The organism is Marinobacterium sp. NO-S09, assembly GCF_059179545.1.
The window spans coordinates 1,278,373-1,298,689 of the sequence record NZ_CP168954.1 but is presented as its reverse complement, the minus strand read 5'-3'; the positions used below and the strand labels follow the sequence as shown (position 1 = coordinate 1,298,689).

17 protein-coding genes are annotated in these 20,317 nt (G+C 57.9%); 5 read left to right on the top strand and 12 right to left on the bottom strand.

The features are described 5' to 3' along the window. Positions 1-24: 24 nt before the first annotated feature. The 4 genes from O3C79_RS06120 to O3C79_RS06105 form a co-directional block, all read right to left on the bottom strand. Positions 25-1,326, bottom strand: coding sequence for a DEAD/DEAH box helicase (locus O3C79_RS06120; RefSeq protein ID WP_494385211.1), 1,302 nt, complete (start codon positions 1,324-1,326; stop codon positions 25-27). A 147-nt stretch (positions 1,327-1,473) separates the two neighbouring features. After that, the gene (locus O3C79_RS06115) at positions 1,474-2,838 is read right to left on the bottom strand and encodes an SPFH domain-containing protein (RefSeq protein WP_494385210.1); all 1,365 of its coding nucleotides are present in this window, start codon (positions 2,836-2,838) and stop codon (positions 1,474-1,476) included. 359 nt (positions 2,839-3,197) lie between these two features. After that, positions 3,198-4,784: an ABC-F family ATPase gene (locus O3C79_RS06110; RefSeq protein WP_417533997.1), complete on the bottom strand. Its 1,587-nt coding sequence runs from the start codon at positions 4,782-4,784 to the stop codon at positions 3,198-3,200. Positions 4,785-4,917: 133 nt separating this feature from the next. Further along, entirely contained in the window at positions 4,918-5,334 is a 417-nt protein-coding gene (locus O3C79_RS06105; protein WP_494385209.1) for a putative signal transducing protein, read from the bottom strand. Positions 5,335-5,656: 322 nt separating this feature from the next. Here O3C79_RS06105 and O3C79_RS06100 point away from each other — a divergent pair, with 322 nt between their 5' ends. Next, the gene (locus tag O3C79_RS06100) at positions 5,657-6,133 is read left to right on the top strand and encodes a Spy/CpxP family protein refolding chaperone (protein ID WP_494385208.1); all 477 of its coding nucleotides are present in this window, start codon (positions 5,657-5,659) and stop codon (positions 6,131-6,133) included. Between the two features lie 20 nt (positions 6,134-6,153). On the opposite strand, the gene O3C79_RS06095 is transcribed toward O3C79_RS06100, so the two are convergent. Beyond that, positions 6,154-6,639, bottom strand: a complete 486-nt coding sequence (locus O3C79_RS06095) for a nucleoside deaminase (protein ID WP_010322577.1) — start codon at positions 6,637-6,639, stop codon at positions 6,154-6,156. Positions 6,640-6,788: 149 nt separating this feature from the next. On the opposite strand from O3C79_RS06095, the gene O3C79_RS06090 reads away from it, so the two are divergent. After that, on the top strand, positions 6,789-7,334 hold the full coding sequence (locus O3C79_RS06090) for a DUF3087 family protein (protein ID WP_083703080.1): 546 nt from the start codon (positions 6,789-6,791) through the stop codon (positions 7,332-7,334). Here the strand turns inward: O3C79_RS06090 and O3C79_RS06085 are convergent, their stop codons facing one another. From O3C79_RS06085 to O3C79_RS06075, 3 genes are all read right to left on the bottom strand, one after another. Continuing rightward, positions 7,335-8,183, bottom strand: a complete 849-nt coding sequence (locus tag O3C79_RS06085; protein WP_494385207.1) for a pirin family protein — start codon at positions 8,181-8,183, stop codon at positions 7,335-7,337. 122 nt (positions 8,184-8,305) lie between these two features. Then, positions 8,306-8,719, bottom strand: a complete 414-nt coding sequence (gene arfB / locus O3C79_RS06080) for an alternative ribosome rescue aminoacyl-tRNA hydrolase ArfB (RefSeq protein ID WP_010322580.1) — start codon at positions 8,717-8,719, stop codon at positions 8,306-8,308. Between the two features lie 7 nt (positions 8,720-8,726). Next, a complete protein-coding gene (locus tag O3C79_RS06075) occupies positions 8,727-9,281 on the bottom strand; it encodes an NMCC_0638 family (lipo)protein (RefSeq protein ID WP_010322581.1) in 555 nt (184 codons plus the stop codon). Between the two features lie 136 nt (positions 9,282-9,417). Between O3C79_RS06075 and O3C79_RS06070 the strand changes: the two genes are divergently transcribed. Together O3C79_RS06070 and O3C79_RS06065 are read left to right on the top strand one after the other, a co-directional pair. Then, positions 9,418-9,957 carry a cytochrome c3 family protein gene (locus O3C79_RS06070; protein ID WP_494385778.1) on the top strand — a complete coding sequence of 180 codons (540 nt, stop codon included), beginning with the start codon at positions 9,418-9,420 and terminating at the stop codon, positions 9,955-9,957. An 11-nt stretch (positions 9,958-9,968) separates the two neighbouring features. Further along, positions 9,969-11,294 carry a multiheme c-type cytochrome gene (locus tag O3C79_RS06065; protein ID WP_494385206.1) on the top strand — a complete coding sequence of 442 codons (1,326 nt, stop codon included), beginning with the start codon at positions 9,969-9,971 and terminating at the stop codon, positions 11,292-11,294. Between the two features lie 69 nt (positions 11,295-11,363). Here O3C79_RS06065 and O3C79_RS06060 read toward each other — a convergent pair whose 3' ends face one another. Continuing rightward, entirely contained in the window at positions 11,364-11,747 is a 384-nt protein-coding gene (locus tag O3C79_RS06060) for a DNA-J related domain-containing protein (RefSeq protein ID WP_010322584.1), read from the bottom strand. Positions 11,748-11,846: 99 nt separating this feature from the next. On the opposite strand from O3C79_RS06060, the gene O3C79_RS06055 reads away from it, so the two are divergent. Next, positions 11,847-14,564, top strand: coding sequence for a DUF2339 domain-containing protein (locus O3C79_RS06055; protein WP_494385205.1), 2,718 nt, complete (start codon positions 11,847-11,849; stop codon positions 14,562-14,564). On the opposite strand, the gene O3C79_RS06050 is transcribed toward O3C79_RS06055, so the two are convergent. The 3 genes from O3C79_RS06050 to O3C79_RS06040 are packed head-to-tail and all read right to left on the bottom strand — an operon-like array spanning position 14,558 to position 20,273. Next, the gene (locus O3C79_RS06050; protein WP_494385204.1) at positions 14,558-17,707 is read right to left on the bottom strand and encodes an efflux RND transporter permease subunit; all 3,150 of its coding nucleotides are present in this window, start codon (positions 17,705-17,707) and stop codon (positions 14,558-14,560) included. The two genes, O3C79_RS06055 and O3C79_RS06050, sit on opposite strands and share 7 nt — an antisense overlap. Continuing rightward, on the bottom strand, positions 17,704-18,906 hold the full coding sequence (locus tag O3C79_RS06045) for an efflux RND transporter periplasmic adaptor subunit (protein ID WP_494385203.1): 1,203 nt from the start codon (positions 18,904-18,906) through the stop codon (positions 17,704-17,706). Before O3C79_RS06045 ends, O3C79_RS06050 begins: the two co-directional genes overlap by 4 nt. After that, positions 18,903-20,273 (bottom strand): efflux transporter outer membrane subunit, encoded by a 1,371-nt coding sequence (locus O3C79_RS06040; RefSeq protein ID WP_494385202.1) that lies wholly within the window; start codon positions 20,271-20,273, stop codon positions 18,903-18,905. The genes O3C79_RS06045 and O3C79_RS06040 overlap by 4 nt, the downstream gene beginning before the upstream one ends. Between the last annotated feature and the right edge of the window lie 44 nt (positions 20,274-20,317).

The window sequence follows — 20,317 nt, the reverse complement described above, 5'->3', positions numbered from 1 at the left end:
GATACCCAATAAGCGGCAGCCTGGTTAACCACCAAAAAGAGAACGACGACCCGCTGAACGTTTGGGCTTGGCCGGCTTGTCAGCGGAAGTATCAACCGCGTTGGTGGTTGGCTTGCTGGTTTTCCTGGCAGAGGGTTTGGTCCCCTTGCGTTTGCCGGTCACAGCCTGAGCACCGCTTTCAACCAGCTGCCCGTTTTCCAGTGTCGGTACAGGCTGTACCTGCAGTGACTTGCCGATCAGATCCGAAATGCCTTTCAGGAAACGGCGCTCCTCAGGGGCCACCAATGACACAGCCCAACCCTTCAGCCCCGCACGACCGGTGCGTCCAATGCGGTGCACATAGGCTTCGGGCTGATTGGGGAGGTCATAATTCACCACCTGTGGCAGCGCTTCGATATCCAGCCCTCGTGCCGCCACATCGGTTGCCACCAGCACGGAAGCTTCGCCCTGGGTAAAAGCCTCCAGTGCGGCCAGACGGTCACGCTGATGCCGGTCGCCATGAATGGCCACAGCACTGACACCTTCTTGTTGCAACTCTTCAGCCACCTGGTCTGCGCGCCGCTTGGTTCGGGTAAACACCAGCGTCTGCTGCCAGTTGCCGCCACGAATCAAATACAGAAGCACATCGGTTTTATCGGCATTGGTGACCGCATAAGCGCTCTGTTTGACCTGCTGGCTGGCGGTATTCCGGCGAGCCACCTGAATCCGCTCAGGCTGTTGCAACAGGGCTTCAGCCAGGGCTTCCACCGAGCCATTGAGCGTTGCGGAAAACAGCAGGGTCTGCTTCTGCTCAGGCATGTAACCGAGCAGTTGACGGATATCGTTGATAAAGCCCAGATCGAGCATGCGGTCCGCTTCATCCAGCACCAGTATTTCCAACTGTGCAAGCGACAGCTTTTTCTGCTTGAGCATGTCCAGCAGACGCCCCGGTGTCGCCACCAGAATATCGGCGCCTCGCTTCATCTTGCGGATCTGGTTATCAAAACGGACACCGCCGAAAATGGAGATCACCCGCATGCCCAGCAATTGGCCATAGGCCAAGCCATTATCGCCGACCTGCACGGCCAGTTCTCGGGTCGGGACCAGCACCAATCCACGAATATGATGATACTCACCCTCAACCGGCGTGCGGCTCAGGCGCTGGATCATCGGCAGGGTAAATGCGGCGGTTTTGCCGGTGCCGGTTTGAGCTTCGGCAACCAAGTCCCTGCCCTCCAGTACTTTTGGAATCGCCTGTGCCTGAATCGGCGTCGGTGTCTTATACCCCAGCTCTTCCAGCGTATGCATGAGTTCCGGGCAAAGGTTGAGATCGGCGAAAGTGGTCACGTGGCTGGCTCGGCTTAAAAACCGACATTATCGCACGCCAAACCGGCTGGCCCAACTGACACGCCAGCAAACAGGGCGAGATATGTAGAGAAACAGGCCCGGATTTTTCCGGGCCTGCAAAAAGTCGATATGACTGGGGATGCTGGCTTATTCCTTGACCATATCGCGGTCATAGCTGAGTCGCTTGGCCGCATCCAGCGTCAGCATCTGCATGAATGCCTTGGTTTCATAGTCGTTGCCCACCGGCGCGCCACTCCCGCTGCCACTGCCAAACACATTGGTCGGCACCTTACGCTTGGCATAAGCCTCGGCCCACAACTGCTGAATCTTGATCTCGGCTTCCAGCTTCTGAGCCAGCGCGTTATCCGCCTCCAGAATCACCTGCTTCTGGTAAGCTTCCGCATCCGCCAGGGTACGCTGGGTCTCGGCTTCAATACGGGCTTTTTCCAGATTGATTTCGGCGGTTTCACGCTGAATTTCCGCTTCTGCTTTCAGCTTTTCAGCACGGGTGATCGCCAGCTGTTTCTCGGTTTGCGCCTCAGTGGTTTTCTGGATCTGATCCACCTTTGCCTTGGCCTGACGTTCAGCGACTTCACGCTCACCACGGGCGATGGCCAGCAGGCGTTGCTCTTCTTCCTGGACACGCTGTTCGCGGGCAATGGCACGGTCGGCGGAAGCCTTCTGCTTCAGCTGCATGCGCTCAATGAATTTCTGGTTCGGTTTGATATCCGTTACCAGGGCCGATACCACGGTAATGCCGTAATCCGTGAAACGCTGCTGTTTACGACGCGGCTGACCAGTGGCATCCAGCACCTTCTGCACCACAAAGATGGTCTTGTCGTCTTCGCCGTATTCTTCCTGGTCGGTGCCCAGCGCAATATTGGCAGAACCAATCGCGGAGCGCCCGGACTTGACGTTGACCTCTTCACGTTTCACCAGATAGATACCACTGCGCATCTGGTTTTCAAATTCAGAGTTGAACTCGGTACGCCCGCCGGCGTAGTACTCTTCCGCCGTCATCAACGAGGCATTCGCCTGCAGGGTTTCCTTGAACACCGGCAACAGTGCAGTCCTTAGCAGGTTCTCCGGCGAGCGGTATTCATGGGCCAGTTTCAGGAAGGATTCTTCATCAGAGGGAATGGAGAAACGGACGGTAGCCTGGGCATGAGCATCCACCTGATCAAGGAACATGATGCTCAGGGGCGGCAGACTGGCAGAAGCGTTGTTGGCATCCTTTTCCGAGGTAATGGCATCCTGGCTGGAGCCTGAGACCGCCTGGACCGTCATTGCGCGCTTCCAGGAATTGTAACGACCGAAGGGATAGAACTTGTAACCGACCTCGGTCACCACAGCTTCGTTACCGGTCACCGTTCGCACGTGATAAATGTAACCGGGTTCGGCATAGAAAAAGGATTGCGAGAGTACATAGCCGATAATCAGGGCCAGGACGGCGCCGACCGCCACCTTGACCTTGTTGAACGAGGGGAATTTAACTGTCGGTTTTTCATCCATGCTTGCATGATTCCTTGTCGTGGGAGCAGCGGGTTGTGAGAAGAATCCGCTTCCGGGTCAACAGCGCGCCCAGAAAAAGATCCGTCATTCAAAACCAGAGTATTGGGGTATAGCGATAACCAGGGGAGTACGGGTGCCGTTACTGGCTCAACAAGCCAGCCATCAGGCGCAAGAGGATGAGACACCTATCCTGTTCCTTATGGGAGGGATACCCGGTTCCATGGGTTACAAGGGCGTAAGTCTGCAATGCCGCTGCGACCTTGGCAAGTCAGCATTTGGCTACAGATTGAAAGCAAAAAGCCCGACGTTCCTTGGACACATCGGGCTAAGCTTCAATCGCCAATCAATTCAGGCCGCAATCAGGCGTCCTGCGAGCGCAGGTAGTCTTCGTAGTTGCCGTGGAAGTCGACGATACCGGTGGGTGTCAGCTCAATAATGCGGGTCGCCAGCGAGGAGACGAACTCACGGTCATGGCTGACAAACAGCAGTGTGCCCGGATAGTTTTCCAGCGCCATGTTGAGCGACTCAATCGACTCCATATCCAGGTGGTTGGTGGGCTCGTCCAGCAGCATGATATTCGGCTTCTGCAGAATCATCTTGCCAAACAGCATGCGGCCCTGCTCACCACCGGAGATCACTTTCACTGACTTATCGATCTCCTTCTGGGAGAACAGCATGCGACCCAACGTACCGCGGATCACCTGCTCATCATCACCCTCCTTGCCCCACTGGCTCATCCAGTCGTAGAGGTTCTTGTCTTCCTCAAACTCGTGGGCATGGTCCTGGGCGTAGTAGCCGATTTCGCTGTTTTCAGACCACTTCACCTCACCGGCATTGGGTTCCAGATCCCCTACCAGGCATTTCAGCAGGGTGGATTTACCGATACCGTTGGGGCCGATAATCGCAATGCGCTCCCCCACGTTGACCTGCAGGTTCAGACCGGAAAACAGCTCTTCGTCAAATGACTTGGCCAGCCCTTCCACTTCCAGCGCAATACGGTGCAGCTTTTTCGCCTGCTCAAAGCGGATGAACGGGTTCTGTCGGCTGGAGGGTTTGATCTCATCCAACTGGATTTTATCGATCTGCTTCAGACGCGACGTGGCCTGACGGGACTTGGACGCATTGGCCGAGAAGCGGCTCACAAACGCCTTGAGGTCGGCGATCTGGGCTTTTTTCTTGGCGTTGTCGGCCTGCATGCGCTCACGTGCCTGGGTCGATGCCAGCATGTAATCATCGTAGGTGCCCGGATAGACCTTCAGCGTACCGTAGTCGATATCCGCCATGTGGGTGCAGACACTGTTCAGGAAGTGACGGTCATGCGAGATGATGATCATGGTGCAGTTACGCTGGTTGAGTACGCCTTCCAGCCAACGGATGGTATTGATATCCAGGTTGTTGGTCGGCTCGTCCAGCAGCAGGATATCCGGATCGGAAAACAGTGCCTGCGCCAGCAGCACACGCAGTTTCCAGCCCGGCGCCACTTCACTCATCAAACCGAAATGCTGCTCCACCGGGATTTCCAGACCCAACAGCAGTTCACCGGCACGGGACTCGGCGGTGTAACCGTCCATCTCGGCAAATTCAGCTTCCAGTTCACCGGCGCGAATACCGTCTTCTTCGGTCATTTCTGCCTTGGCATAGATGGCATCACGTTCGGACTTCACGGCCCAAAGCTCTTCGTGCCCCATGATCACGGTATCCACCACCGTGTATTCCTCGTAGGCAAACTGGTCCTGACGCAGCTTACCCAGGCGCTCGTTCGGGTCCTTGGATACGGTGCCGAACGATGGCTCCAGGTCACCACCGAGGATTTTCATGAAGGTGGACTTGCCGCAGCCGTTGGCACCGATAAGGCCGTAACGGTTGCCGTCACCGAATTTGACGGAAATGTTCTCAAACAGTGGCTTGGCACCAAACTGCATGGTGATATTGGCTGTGGTCAGCAATGGAGTGATCTCGCTTGTCTGGAAAAGAAATGAAAGCCCAAACAGTAAAGCCGGAAGCGAAGGCGGGGCAATCTGGATAGCTTAGAGGGTGTTTGTTTCAGGTGATGAATTATGCCACAAAACGACGTGAATTTCAGTGCCGGGCAGCGTCAGAATGCTGCTTGCTGATAGCACCACAACTGTGGCAACGAATGCCGTCCTGCACCCGAAACAGCGGGAAATCGATAGCAAGAAACATCAAGAACGCCCAGCGTCGGCCAATCTGATAATATTCCGTATCCCGGCTGCCACACACTGGACATGCCGGCCGATCTTCTCCTTCCAGCTCAACCAGAGGCGTTTCTCGATCATCCTGCAAAATACGCTGCGCCCGCATTACATCCTCTTGCGCCACCTGCAGGCGGACACCACCGAGGGCATCGGAGTACAGCCACTGCATGTTGATGGTTTGCTCGTCGGCAATAAATGCATCGATACCTTCGCTGTCCAGCAATGCACGCGCAATCTGGGCTTCGTAGAGATAGGTATAGCGGGCAATGGTCACTAACATGATACCGGCCTCTCAACTGCTTCCTTGTTAATCATGCCCGCTATACGACGCATGTCAAAATCCCCGGCATTGATCTGGCACAGCCCTCCAACCTTGCGATACCACCGACCTGTGCCACGCTTCAATCAGGTTACCAACGTCGAACACTCAAATACGGAGACTCGACATGAACATGTCCAAACTTCCACCTTATGTAATTGCGACGATGACCGCTGCATTACTCTCCGCCCCCCTCAGTGCCCAAAACCACATGATGCACTCAGGCCCAAACAATATGCCTGGCCAGGGAATGGGGCCCGGCATGATGCAAGGTTACGGACCGATGATGGGATACGGAATGCCCGGCCACATGATGGGGTACGGTGGCTATGGCATGGCCGGTCCCATGATGGGAAGCGGAATGGGCATGGGAATGATGCATGGCGGCCATATGATGGGCAACATGGAGATGATGCCCTGCCCCATGATGGGCGGCATGCAATATGGCAGCGGCCCCGGGCTGCAGCTGAGCAGTGAGCAGCAACAGAAAATGCAACAGATACGAGAAAAGCTCTGGCAACAGCAGCAAGAGCACATGCAGCAAATGTGGGGTCGGCAGCAATCCATGCATAAGCTCTGGCAGGATGGCAAACCCGACAGCGAACAAATTTTGGACGCCCACCGTGACATGCAAAAACAGCAACATGAGATGCTGAAACAGCGTCTTGAAATGCAGGAAGAGATGCAAAAAGTGCTGACTGAAGAGCAGCGCCAGCAAATGTGGCAGATGCACCAGCGGATGTATCAGGGCGGCCAGTAACCACCGCCCCGGTAGTGCTTTTATTGGTTGGTCTGGTGCCTGCGCCGATGCAGGGCATGCACCTGATCAACCAGTTCGGGTACCGGCCCCTCGACCGGTACTCCTGGCGCTATTTCACGTATCGACAGCGTGCTGACCGGCGGCTGAGACAGCCCCATCTCCCTCAACCAGCGCGACAATTGGCGTGATGAACTGGCGTAAACAATGCGACCCAGACCAACCCAGGCGTGGGCCGCTGCGCACATGGGACAGTGCTCACCCGAGGTATACACCGTGGCCTCCCGACGCTGTTCGGGCGTGAGGTTTTCAGCAGCCCACCGCGCCAGTTCAAACTCGGGGTGACGTGTATTATCGCCGGTGGCCACAATGCGGTTGCGGTCCTCGGCCAGCACCTTTCCCTCTGCACTGACCAGTACCGAGCCGAAGGGCTCATCACCCGACTTCAAAGCCTCCTCAGCCAACTCAATTGCCCGACGCAGATGCTGCAAATCCGACTCAGACCACATATAACCTCCTGTTTCCAGAGTATTTAAAAGCTCAGACAGGTCTCAGCCTAGCAGCTTGACCGGCGCTTCACGACTTTGGTTTGCCACAGCCAGGTTAACTGCTAACCTCTGCTATCCCAAGTCTAGCCCTGCTCTGAAGAGACAATCGAATGTCGGACATATTTACGCTGGAAAGCCGTGACCCCGAGCACTACCGTCAGGCCACACGCAAAAGCAATATGATCATCATGCTGACCTTTGCCCTGGTGGCAATGGCGTTGGCCACTCTAAGCGTCAGGGTATTCGGCAGCCCGGAAGGCGGTAATTTTGTCTGGAACCTGGGGGGCGTACTGGCAGGTGTCCTGGTGACCACCGCCATATTCAAACTCTACTACTGGCATCAGCCATGGATGGATGAGGCCAAATACGGCTGGCAGCTCAAACGCAGCCTGATGAGCGTGACCAACATCCTGCATGAGGTGAAGGCCGGAGTTGAACGTGACAACCCCACCGCCATGCGTGTCATGCGCTTTTATCATCAGGGTCTGGAACAGATGTACCGGCTGGAGAACAACCAGAGCGAGCTGCATGATCTCCAGCAGGAGAGCGCAAGTCACCGTGACAAGATGCTGGCACAGGGCCTGGAAGCTGATCAGCCATCACTGGACCCGCGCTGGATCGAGCAGCTCAAGCCGGCCAAAAAGTCCAAACGCTGATCACACCAGACGACCGGCCTGGTAGTCCTCGATCGCCTGCTCCACCTCGGCCATGGTGTTCATCACAAAAGGACCATACTGGGCGACAGGCTCGGCAATGGGCTGGGCCGCCAGCAGCAAAATCTTTGCGCCTTCAGTACCGGCCGTGAAATGAAGCTGATCACCACTGCCCAGCTCTGCGGCTTCATTCAGGTTTAACGGCTGGCCTCCCAACTGAGCCTCACCCTCGAAAAGGTAGGCAAAGCCGGCTCGCTCATCTGCCAGAGGCAGGCGCAATTCGGCACCGGCCGGCAATCGCAGGTCCAGCATTAAGGGATTACGGCTGATGCCTTTTACTGCACCCTGTAGCGGCTCACCGTGAATCTCAATCTCGCCGGCGATAAGCTTGATCCTTGCGCCCGTGACAGCATCTTCGTATTGGGGAATCTCATCAGCATTGAAATCACGGTAACGCGCGGGCGTCATCTTTTCCGCTGCAGGCAGGTTGACCCAAAGCTGGAAACCGCGCATCAGCCCCTCTTCCTGTTCCGGCATCTCTTCGTGAATCACGCCACGCCCGGCTGTCATCCACTGCACACCACCACTTTCCAGCACGGCTTCATTCCCCAGATGGTCACGGTGGCGCATGCGCCCATCCAGCATATAGGTAACGGTTTCAAAACCGCGGTGCGGGTGGGCCGGGAAGCCGGCAATGTAATCATCCGGATTATCCGAGAAGAAATTATCCAGCATCAAAAAGGGATCGATGCGGTGATGCGCCGAGCGTCCCAGACTGCGCAGCAAACGCACACCGGCGCCATCGCGGCTTTCTCGGGCAGGGATACGGCGGTTAATTGTGCGATCGGACATGTCTGGCCTCCTCTAAGCTTATTGCCGTGTTGATCAGATATGCCAGTATTGTGAGATCGATTCTCTTGATGATGAACGGGAAAAAGTGGCGGATTATGATCGGATAAAACGATCAATCTGTATCAAGGGCCGACTTTGCCCCGCATGGATTTGATATTGCCGCGCTGCTTTTTCTTATCCAGACGCTTGCGCTGCGAACTGCGTGTCGGTTTGGTGGGGCGGCGTTTCTTTTCCACTTTGACCGCATTGCGGATCAGTTCGACCAGACGCATCAAAGCATCTTCACGGTTCTGTTCCTGGGTACGGTATTGCTGCGCCTTGATGACGATGATGCCATCACTGGATATGCGGCTGTCACTCAGCCCCAGCAGGCGCTCCTTGTAGAAGGCCGGCAGGGAGGAGGCCTGGATATCAAACCTCAGGTGGATAGCACTGGATACCTTGTTAACGTTCTGCCCACCCGCGCCCTGAGCACGGATGGCATTGAGTTCAATTTCATGTTCAGGCAGGTCAACTGCATTGGATATTTTGGGCACGTTAGTCTCAACGGTTGGCCAGTGCCAGCGACACCTGCGCCTGAATGGGTGCCTCCGGCTCCTGGGCGGTGATCAGGGTAAGAACCAGACTGCGCTGGGCATGCTCGGTTGCCCACTGCCAGGATAAACGGCCGGACGGGCCGCTTAACGGATATTCCAGCTGGTCATCTGCCAGCATACTGGGCTGAAGCGGAGCCGGTGCCTGCTCGGCCATACGTGCAAACCAGCGTCGGTTGGCCGCCGCATCACCGGCGCGCGCCATGACCCGGCATTCCTGGTCGCCTTCAGGCAGCGCCATCACAAAAAAGCCGAACTGCCCTTTGAAAGGAATCGGCCAGGCATCGCCCGGTTTGTTATGCAAAAAGGCCCTCGCCTGTTCAGGTGGCAGTTTGGGCAGCTCCTGCTGCTCCAGCTGGGCTCTCAGGGTTCCATAGTTTTCCAGGTGTTTCACACAAAAGGACAGATAGATCTTTTGCAGGAAACCGGCATTTTCATCGGCCACGGAAACGGCAGGGAACAGCAGGCAACTCAGCAGCAGGCCAAGCAGGGATGTCTGTTTCATCAATCAGGTCCTCGTCATTCGGCTCCCAGTCTGAACGCAGATCAACAGACTGACAAGTGGACTGGCAATTCTGCCAGCCTTGTCTAAGCTGCGATGAACATAATAATAAACCTGCATTGAATAAGGATATCGGCAGATATTCTGGATCAAGGCGCTACTCATACTGGCCCTGCTGGGCGGTGGTTCTCTGCTGGCCTGGGCCCTCACCGACAAGGCACTGCACCTCACTTCGGGGCAGGAGTTCTGTGGCAGCTGTCACAGCATGAAGCCCATGCAAGCCTCCTTTCTGCGCGACCCACATGGCGGACGCTCCACCACCGGCATACAGGCCGAGTGTACCGATTGCCACCTGCCCCATGACAGCACCGTCAATTACCTCTGGATGAAAGCCCGCAATGGTGCCTGGGATGTCTGGAAGGAGTTTGTGCTGGGCGCCGAGGATGTGGATTGGCATGCCAAGCGGGCCCGTGCGAACGAATTCGTCTATGACTCGGGCTGCTTGAAGTGCCACAACAACCTGCAACAGGGCTCGGAACTGGATAATGCTCAGTTCGTTGCCCACAAACCCTACTTTCTCGGCACCATCGATAAAACCTGTATCGACTGCCACCGCGTGGGTCATACCGACCTGGAACGCAACCTGCCCTCTTCCCCTCTTGCGGCTACCGACGGATAAGGAGAACCCCGATGAACCTCCGATTGCCCCTGCTTTTGAGTTGCCTGCTGACCCTGCTGATCCCGTCGCTCGGTGTATCGGCTACCAGTGAAGGCATCGAAATCAACCCGGAAGTACGCTCCCTGGCCTTCAGCCGCAGCCTGACCGAGCTGGACAAGCAGTGCGTCAGCTGCCACCAGGAGGAACACCCCGGCGTAGTCGCAGACTGGAAAAACAGCCGCCACAGTCATGTTGGCGTCGGCTGTAATGACTGCCATGCGGCCAGCAAGGGGGAACCGGATGCCCAGCTGCACAACCAGGAAGGTTTGCAGAATGTGTATATTTCTCCGCTGGTGTCGCCGGGTACCTGTGGCCGTTGCCACGCTCAGGAACAGGCCGAGTTCAACCATAGTGGCCACTTCCGTGCCTACCGCCAGATTATCCCCAAGGACAGCCTGCACGCGCTGGTCAAATTCCACGAAGGGCGTGACAACCCGGAACTGGGCAACGCACCGGGCGAAACCGGCTGCATGCAGTGCCACGGCACCGAAATCAAACTGCTGGAGGGTGGTAAGCCGGATCCCAGCACCTGGCCCAACTCCGGCATGGGTAATATCTACCCGGACGGTTCCACCGGCAACTGCGGTGCCTGCCATACCCGCCACCGCTTCTCCATTGCCGAAGCGCGCAAGCCCCAGGCCTGTGCCAGCTGCCACCTGGGACCGGACCACCCGGATATTGAGGTGTTCGAAAACAGCAAGCACGGCCAGGTGTTTGCCGCCGAAGGCCATGAGTGGAACTGGGATGCGCCGGCAGATGCCTGGGAGCCTGGCGACTACCGTGCTCCCACCTGTGCCACTTGCCACATGAGTGGCGTTGGCGAGCTGGCGCCAACACACAATATCAGCCAGCGTCTGTACTGGAACCTCTGGGCCAAGCGTTCGGAAGTGCGTAACTCCACCGATGTTCTCAGCCCATTACTGGGCAACGGCCCCCAGGGCCGTGAGGAAATGAAAGCCGTATGCGGCTCCTGCCACGGCGACTCCCATACCGAAGGCTTTTTCACCCAGGGTGATAAGGCGGTTAAACTCTACAACGTGGAATATTACGACCCGGCCAAGAAGATGCTGGATGAGCTGGAAGCCAAGGGCCTGTTGAAGGAAAATCCCTGGACCGATGAATTCCAGATCACCTTCTATCACCTCTGGCATCACGAGGGCCGCCGCGCCCGTCACGGCGCTATGATGGCCGGACCGGACTATGCCCACTGGCACGGGTTCTTTGAACTGCAGCAGTCCCTGTACAAACTGCAGGCTATCCACCGCAAGCGCCTGGAAACAGGTGAGATCGAAGACTGAAGACGATGAAAGCAGACCGGCCATTTGGCCGGTCTGCTTAACCCTTGGCTCAAAAGGGACGTAATGACATTAATGGCGCGTGCCGGACACGGACTGCATCAGTGTTTCCACGTCTTCTGCCGTTGTGGTTTCAAAGTTGTGCCAATCAAGATAGTAGGTGCTGAGATCAGGGTTGGGGTTATAGCCTTCCCAGTCGGTACCCGGTTCATGCAATTCTATATGCATGGGCGAAATGCTGAGTACACGCTGCTCCTCATCCCAAAGCACATTCTGCAGATCATAGAGCGCGTTCATGATAATGAAGTGCTTGCGATAAAGCGCCAGAGAGCCTTCTGCATGCAAGTCCTCGAACAGGTGTTGATGCTCGAGCTGCTGCATCAGGTAGTACTCACTTACGCCTTCCGGATGTTGTCTGATTTCACTCAGGACCTGTGGCAGTACCGGATTCACCATGATTCCCCCTGAGGCTTTGCTTTGGTAAAGGGGCCTGCCTAAAGTATAGTCAGCAGCATATGGACTGCCACCTGGGTGGCACTGGGACGGAGAATCTGAATGGATGCCCTTTGGCTGTTACTGCTGGCGTTTCCGCTGTTTCTGCTGCTTGGCTCAATATTGGGCATACGCGCCTGGTTGAATACGCATCAATTGCGCCAGGAGATACAGCACCTGCACAACCGTTTGGCCCACTATGAAAACCAGGGGGTCGGGCAGACTGCGGCCCGCCCACAGCAGGCCGAACCACCACCGCAAAGCGCAGAGACTACCCCTCCCCCAGAGCCCGAAGATTCTGCCGAACCTGACACAGTCTACGCAGCAGCCTCACCTGCGCCCGAGCCTGCCACCACCTGGGGGCCAACGGCCAACACCTCCACCTCTCCCGATACCAGCCAAGCCAGTGAGGGTTCCACCAAGCCTGTAGTGGATACAACGCCGGCACAGCCCGGGTTCCTTGATCGGCTTCAGGTCAGTATTCGCGAGCACTGGATGACCTGGTTGGGCGGCCTTTGCGTGGGTCTTGCCGGTGTCTTTATGGTGCGTTATTCCATAGAGCAGGGCCTGCTGGGGCCCGAAGCACGGGTTATTCTGTCCCTGCTGGTGGGCGCAGGCCTGCACGTACTGGCCGAGAGGTTACGACGACGCCAGGGCCAGAACAACGTATTCGCCGCGCTGGCTGGCGGTGCCAGTATCATCCTCTACTCAGCCCTTTTCGCGGCCTTCAAACTATTGCCGGGTATCGCGCCAGGTCTGCTGTTCCTTGCCATGGCACTGGTCTCTTTTGCCACCCTGGTGCTCGCACTGAGGCACGGCCCCATATTGGCCGCGCTGGGCATGCTGGGTGGATACCTGGTACCCATTCTGGTCAACACCGGCAGCGGCAATATCGAGCTGGCGTTGGTCTATATCGGCATTCTGACTCTGGCGTCTCTCTGGTTACTCGGATATGTGCAGCGCCGCTGGCTCTGGCTCGGCGTGATTGGCGGCAGCCTGTTCTGGTGGCTACTGAGCCTGGGTGCCAGCCCGGCAGACGGCGTTCGCTCGGCCTACCTGCTGGCACTGGCATATCTGTTCCTGGCCGTGCCCGGTTATGACTGGCTGCTGACTAAAACCGAAGCCCCAACAGCCAATTGGCTGAACCGTCTCAAGGGAGTACGTGAGTCGGTCCACTGGCCAGTCATTCCGACGCTGGGTCTGATCACGCTGGCGCAAGGCTATACTCTGGCGACGGAAGGAGTCCCTCAGGCAGCCTACCCGACTCTGCTGTTGCTGCCGGCACTGCTTCTGCTGGTGGCCAGCCGCCGACCACTGCTGAACCCTTTACCCGCGTTAATGTTGATCGCCACAGCACTGGCCGTGGTCATGCCCATGCTGACTTATATGGGTGATCAACTGATGTTCACCCCGCCTGATGCCGATACTCAGGCAGCACTGGTGTCCCGCTTTGTCATGCTGACGCTGCTGTACACGGCCGCAGCGGCCTGGCTGCTGCAGCGTCGTATCGAACACCCGGGCTTCTGGGTTACGCTGGGCTGTTTTACTCCGTTGCTGATGCTGGCGATGGGGTACTACCTGTTTACCGCGTTCAGTGCTGACTGGGCCTGGGGTGGTGCTGCACTGATCCTGGGCTTGAGTTACCTGGCACTGGCACGGCTGGCGCTGGAGCGCGGCGGCAATGACCTGATCAAAACAGTCTTGTTCAGTGGCGCGCATCTGGGCCTGTCACTGGCCGCTGTAATCTGGTTCACCGATGCCACGCTCACTCTCGCCCTGGCGCTGCAACTGGTCAGTCTGTCGCTGCTGCAACAGCGTTTCCAGCTAAGCCTGTTGCCCTGGGTGATTCGACTGTTACTGGCGGTGGTGGTCTGCCGTTTGACCTTTAACCCCTGGCTGCTCAGCTACGATATGGGTACGCACTGGTCGCTCTGGACCTACGGCGGCGCTACTGCCTGTGCCTTTGCAGGTGCCTGGATTCTGCGCAGCGACGACAAAATGACGGCCTGGCTGCAAGGGGCCGGTGCTCATCTGCTGGTGCTGACGCTGGCAGCAGAAGTACGTTACTGGCTGTATGACGGCGATATTTTCCGCCAGCAGTACGGCTTTATCGAAGCCAGCCTGAACACTCTGATCTGGGGTACGGCCGGCTGTGTCTACCTCTGGCGCGCAACGCTCAGCCGTCATCTGAAACGTTTCTACCAGATCATCGCCAGCCTTCACCTGCTGGCGGCCGCCGCCAACCATGTGCTGATCGTATTGTTGCGGGAAAATCCGATGTGGAGCAGTTCGCCGCTGAGCGATACCCCCATTTGGAACCTGCTGCTGCTCAGCTATGGCTTGCCCTGCCTGCTGTTGCTGGTGCTCTGGCGACAGTTGCCGCATGCGCTGGGACGCTGGATGGCACTGGCATCCGGGCTGAGCCTGCTGCTGTTTGTATCACTGGAGATTCGCCATCTCTGGCAGGGCGGCAGTGTCAATCTGGCCAACCCGACGTCGGATGGCGAGTTGTACACCTATTCAATCGTCTGGTTGCTGCTGGCCTCGGCGGCCATGATCCTGGGTAACTGGCTGCAGCGGCGCAACCTGTATAGAGGCGGCATGGCACTGCTGCTGGTCGTGGTCGCCAAGCTGTTCCTGGTGGACATGTCAGACCTGACCGGCCTCTGGCGCGTCGCTTCCTTCATGGGACTGGGGCTGGCCCTGCTGGCACTGGCCTGGCTGCATCAGCGCTTTACACCAACGCCCTCCGCAACCGGGGACCCGACGGCCACTCAGTGAGTGGCCGTGTCGGTGGTTTTGGCCTGACCAGACAGGCGTCGTGCCAGGCGGCGCAGATCTTCCAGCAGCATGAAATTCACCGGCACCATAATCAGCGTTACCAGCGTTGCGAAGATAATGCCAAAGCCCAGCGAAACCGCCATGGGAATCAGGAACTGCGCCTGTACCGCCTTTTCGAACAGCAGTGGCATAAGGCCGATAAAGGTGGTCAACGAGGTGAGCATGACCGGACGGAAACGGGCCACCCCCGCCACCAGTACCGCCTGCAGGGTCGCCTCGTAATGTGAGTGCTCACCTGCTTCCTGAATCTCCTGACGGCGCCGGTTGGTGAAGTCCACCAACACCAGGCTGTCGTTCACGACCACACCGATCAGGGCCATCAAGCCCAGCAGGCTCATGATGGTGAGATCCATCCCCATGATCCAGTGGCCAATGATGGCACCGATGGCACCAAAGGGAATTACCGACATCACGATCAGCGGCTGCAGGTATGAGCGGAACGGAATCGCCAGCAAGCTGTAGATGGCAAAGAAGACAAAGCCCAGACCGATCGCCAATGAGGTGAAGGATTCACGCTGTTCACGCGCCTCCCCTTCCAGGCTGTAGGACGAGCCAGGATACTGCCGCACCAGCTCCGTAAGGAACTCGCTCAGATCCCGGTTCAGCACCGTGGTATTGGTGCTTTCCTTGTCCATATCCGCTACCACACTGACCGTGCGCTGCTGATCCACCCGGTAGATCGCCGAGGGGCTCTGCCCCGGTACCAGCCGTGCTACCGAGTCCAGCGGCACCTGACCGGTGGAGGTGGAGATCAAGACATCGCGCAAGCCGGCAATGGCCTGGCGCTCCTCAAGCGGCAGGCGCACCATCACGCGCACATCATCACGGCCACGCTGTACGCGCTGCACCTCAATGCCGAAGAATTTCTGTCGCACCTGACGGATGATGTCACTGCGCGTCAGCCCCAGCAGGTGTGCCTGCTCGGTCAACTCCAGCTGCAACTCTTCCTTGCCGTCAGACAGGTTATCGGCAATGTCGTACAGCGTCGGATAGGTAGCCAGCCGTTCTTTCACCTGATCCGCCATGGCTTCCAGGTCCTGGATGCGCGTCGAACGCAGCTGGATATCCACCGGATCACCACCACGGCCAATCTCGGCGCGGAAGGCAACGGTTTCTGCACCCGGGATCGGTCCGATCAGCTGGCGCCACTCACTGACGATCTGGCGCGTGCTGATCTCCACCTCACGCTCTTCCGAAGGCACCAGCTCAAAACGCACTCGGCCCACTTCGGCACTGCCGCCGGAGCCGGTGGTGGAATAGATATTCATGATCACGCTTTCACCAGTGGCCGGATCACGGTAATCATCCTGCAGCTCACGAGCCGCTTCCACCATGCGAAAGATGTGACGGTCGGTCACTTCAAAGGGTGTACCACTGGGCATAGTCAGCGTTACACGTGCGGTATCACCCTGCACGCGCGGGAAAAACACAAAGCGGGTCCAGCCGGATGTCACCATCGACATGATCAGCATGAACACGCCGATAAACAGCGCCAGCGTGGTCAAACGGTTGCGCAGCGCCACCCCCAGCAAGGGCTTGTAGTAACGCACGATCAGTCGTTCAAACCCATCGGCAAAGCCTTGCTGCAGTTTGGCCAGCCGCCCCTGGCTTTCGACATTTTCATGGCGCAGCTTCAGGTGCTTGAGGTGGGCCGGCAGCACGAACTTGGACTCGATCAGCGAGAACAGCAGCACCGGGATGACCACCACCGGAATCTGGGCAAAGAAGGCGCCACGATGGCCTTCGATAAACGCGATGGGCAGGAATGCGGCAATGGTGGTCAGCACACCGAAGGTCACCGGCACCGCCACTTCCTGGGTACCTCGAATCGCCGCCTGAAGACCCGACTCGGCGCCGCGTAGATGACTGTAGATATTCTCACCGGTGACAATGGCGTCATCCACCACGATCCCCAGTACCAGAATAAATCCGAACAGGGACAGCACGTTCAGGGTGACACCGAATACCGGCATCAACAGGAAGGCACCCATAAAGCTGACCGGAATGCCAATGAACACCCAAAAGGCGATAGAAGGACGCAGGAACAGGGTCAGCAGCAGCAAGACCAGCACCCCGCCCTGAATGGCATTGGTGGTCAGTGTATTGATACGGCTTTTGACGATTTCGGAATCATCGTCCCAGTAGCCCAGATGCAGGCCTTCCGGCAGCAGGGGCTGCTGCTCGGCAATATAGTTTTTAACTGCATCCGCCACCGCGATGGCACTCTGGTTGCCCACGCGATAGACCTCAATCATCGCCGCCGGCTGTCCGTTAAAACGGGTTCTCAGGGCCGTTTCTTCAAAGCCATCGCTGACGCTGGCCAGATCCCCGAGGCGCAGCAGGCTGCCATCGGGATGGGTTTTGATGATGACGTTTTCAAACTCGTCACGGCTGTAGGCCTGGCCCTTGGAGCGAATCAGGATATCGCCACCATCGGTGCGAATGTTACCGGCGGACAGATCCAGCGAGCTGGAGGATATACGCTCGGCCACCTGCGCCAGGGTCAGGTCATAGGCACGCAACTGATCCTGGGAGATCTCGACACCGATCTCATAGCTGCGCACGCCATCCAGCTCGGCCTGGGTTACGCCATCCAGTTGAAGAATGTCATCGCGTACCTGCTCGGCATAACTGCGCAGTTCATGCTCACTCAGATCACCCGCCACGGACACCGTGATCACATCACGCTTGAACGTGGCCAGCGCAATCACCGGCTCTTCGGCTTCGGCGGGGAAGGTACCGATTTCGTCGACCCGGGATTTCACATCCGCCAGCAACTCACGCGGATCATAGCCCTTATCCACTTCAATGGTGACAGTGGTCCCGCCCTCCACCGAACGGCTACGAATCTCTTCCACACCCTCCAGGTCACTGACCGATTCCTCTACTCGGGTCGCCAGGCTCAGCTCGGCATCTTCGGGGGTAGCACCGCGCAGGCTGATGCGCACACTGATTGAATCCGGCTCAAAGCTGGGGAAAATTTCCAGCGGAATATTGAGTTTAAGTGACATCAAGCCAGCAAAGAGAATGCTGACCATCAGCAGGTTGGCGGCCACATGGTTGCGGGCAAACCAGGCGATCATGAGCGGTCTCCATCAGCCTGACCCGCAGTAGGCTTGGCGACCCTGGCGGACTCACCCTGCACCCTGACTGGTGTACCCGATACCACCTGACCCAACGAGGTCAGTACCAGCCGGTCGCCTGTTTTGAGGCCCTTGTCGATCAAGGCCTGGGTGTCATCCTGCCAGGCCACTTCAATTTCGCGGCGCTGCAGCACGCCCTCTTCCACCACATAGACATAACTGCCCTGGTAGATCGCCTTGTTGGGAATCACGATGGCGTCTTCAACCTGCACCCCTTCAATGGCGGCCGTGACATATTGCCCCACCTTGAGCGGGATGCGGTCCACCGCTTTTTCGCCGTATGGGTCTTCAATCTGTGCCAGCACATGCAGCTGACGACTGTCTTCATCGATGGCACCTTCGGTCTGTACCACCTTGCCCTGCCAGGTTTCGGGTCGGATCAGGTCAGAGTGAATCGCCACACTGGGCTGAACCGGCGTAGCCCCTTTGACGCGGTATTCTTCGGGTAGCTCCAGATAGCCCAGATCACGGTTTTGCAGGGGCAGGCGCACCTGCAGAACATCAACTGCGTAGATACTGCCCAGGGTTGTTCCGCTTGAGACGATCTGCCCCAGGTCGACGGATTTTTCCAGCACACGACCGGCATAAGGGGCGCGAATATGGGTGCGCTCCAGATTCAGTCGAGCCTGTTTGACCGCCGCTTCAGCCGACGCCAGCGTCGCCTGCGCAGCACTCAACTGGGGTTTGCGCAGCACCAGCGGAGGCGCTTCACCGGCATTACCCAGCCGTTTCCAGTCAGCAGCTGCCTGGGCACTGCGTGCCACCTCTTCCGCCAGTGCCTGACGCGCACTCATCAAGGTGGCTTCAGCCTGGGCCAGATCCGCTTCGTAATCACGGTCATCCAGTCGAATCAGCTCTTCACCCGCTTCAAAGAAGCCGCCGGCTCGGAAATCCGGGTTGAGCCAGACCACCTCACCTGAAACCTGTGGCAGCAGCGTGCTCTGTGTTCGAGGCTCTACGCGTCCGTAACTGCGCACCTGAATATGAAAACTGTCCATTTCAATCGGCAGCACCTCAACACTGATACGCTTGGGCTCGGGCGGAGCGCCACGCTGGGCCTGGGGCGGATTCTGGGTAATCTGCCAGCTGGCAAAGCCTAGCAGGCCAATAACGAAAAACGGCAGTAGGCGTTTGATCATGGGGTGTCCGGCTCCGGTTCAGCAGTCGTGTCGGCACTGAAGCGTCCGCCCAGTGCGCGATAGAGTTCGATACGGTTGTGCAGCAGCTGCAGGCGCAGACTGATGACATTGGTCTGGGCATCCAGCGATCGCCGCTGGGCCTCGAGTACCGTGGTAAAACTTTCCAGACCCTTGCGGTACTGCTCGAATGCCAGCGCCTCGGCATTGAGTGCATTCTGCTCAGCCTTGAGATACAGCTGATAACGGTTGTGCAGACTGCGCCGCTCAGACAGGGCATTTTCAACTTCGGTCAGTGCCGCATATACCGCTTCCAGCCAGAGCTGTTCCTGCTCTGCCCGGTTAGCCAGTGCCTGAGCCTGCACGGCCTCCTTGCGGCCAGCATCGAACAGGGTTTGGGTCAGTGATGCCCCCAGGCTCCAGGCCAGGTTTCCGGTGCGTAGCAGGTCACTCAGCGCATCACTGCTGCCGCCCTCGGCAGCACTCAGGGTCAGGCTGGGAAAACGGTCGCGATGGGCGGCTGCCAGAGCAGCGTCACCCGCCAACAAACGCAGCCAAGCCTGCTGCAGATCGGGCCGGCGACGCAGCACATCCGCCGGCATACCGGCCGGCACGTCGGAATCCAACAGCGGCAAAGAACCACTGCTGCTCAATGCGGCGGCGGGATAACGACCCAGTGTTTGCTCCAGTTCACGCTGCAGCTCACTGAGTATCTGGCGCTGCTGCTCCAGCCGCGCCGCTTCCGAATTGACGTTGTTCCTCGCCAGATACAGATCCAGCGCCTCATTCAAGCCCTGACGGTAACCGGATTCGATGATATCCAGGCTCTGTTCCAGGGTGTCATGGCGGCGGGTATAAAGTTCGAGCAGCAGCCGCGCTTCCTGGATTTCAAACCAGGTGCGGCTCACATCAGCCACAAGCTCTTCGCGCTGCTCTTCCAGCGCCGCTTCTGCCGCTGCGTAGGTAAAGGCAGCCTGCTGGGTGCGCGCGTCCATTTCGCCCCAGATATCAGGGGTCCAGCTCAGGTTCAGGCTCAGGGAGTCGGCGCGATCCGTGTTTTCCTGCCGCCGCGCACCCAGTTCCAGCGACAGTTGCGGATAGGCATCGGCGCCAGTGGCGAGCCATTGCTGACGAGCCGCAATCAGGCTCTGGCGTGCGGCTGCCAGCCCCGGGTTATTGTTCATTGCTTCTTCAACCAGGCCTTCAAGGGCGGGATCTTGCAGAGTGTTGAGCCAACCGGGACTGGCGCTGCCAATATCGGCTTCAGCCTGCCAGCTGTCCTGAATGTCAGGTGCGGGTGGCTGTAATGAAGGTGGGGTACTGCAGGCACTCAAAAGTGCCACAAGCGGCAACATCAAATAGACGCGCACATCTACTCCCTGATCTGGTTGAAAAGAACTCGGCCCTGTGAGCG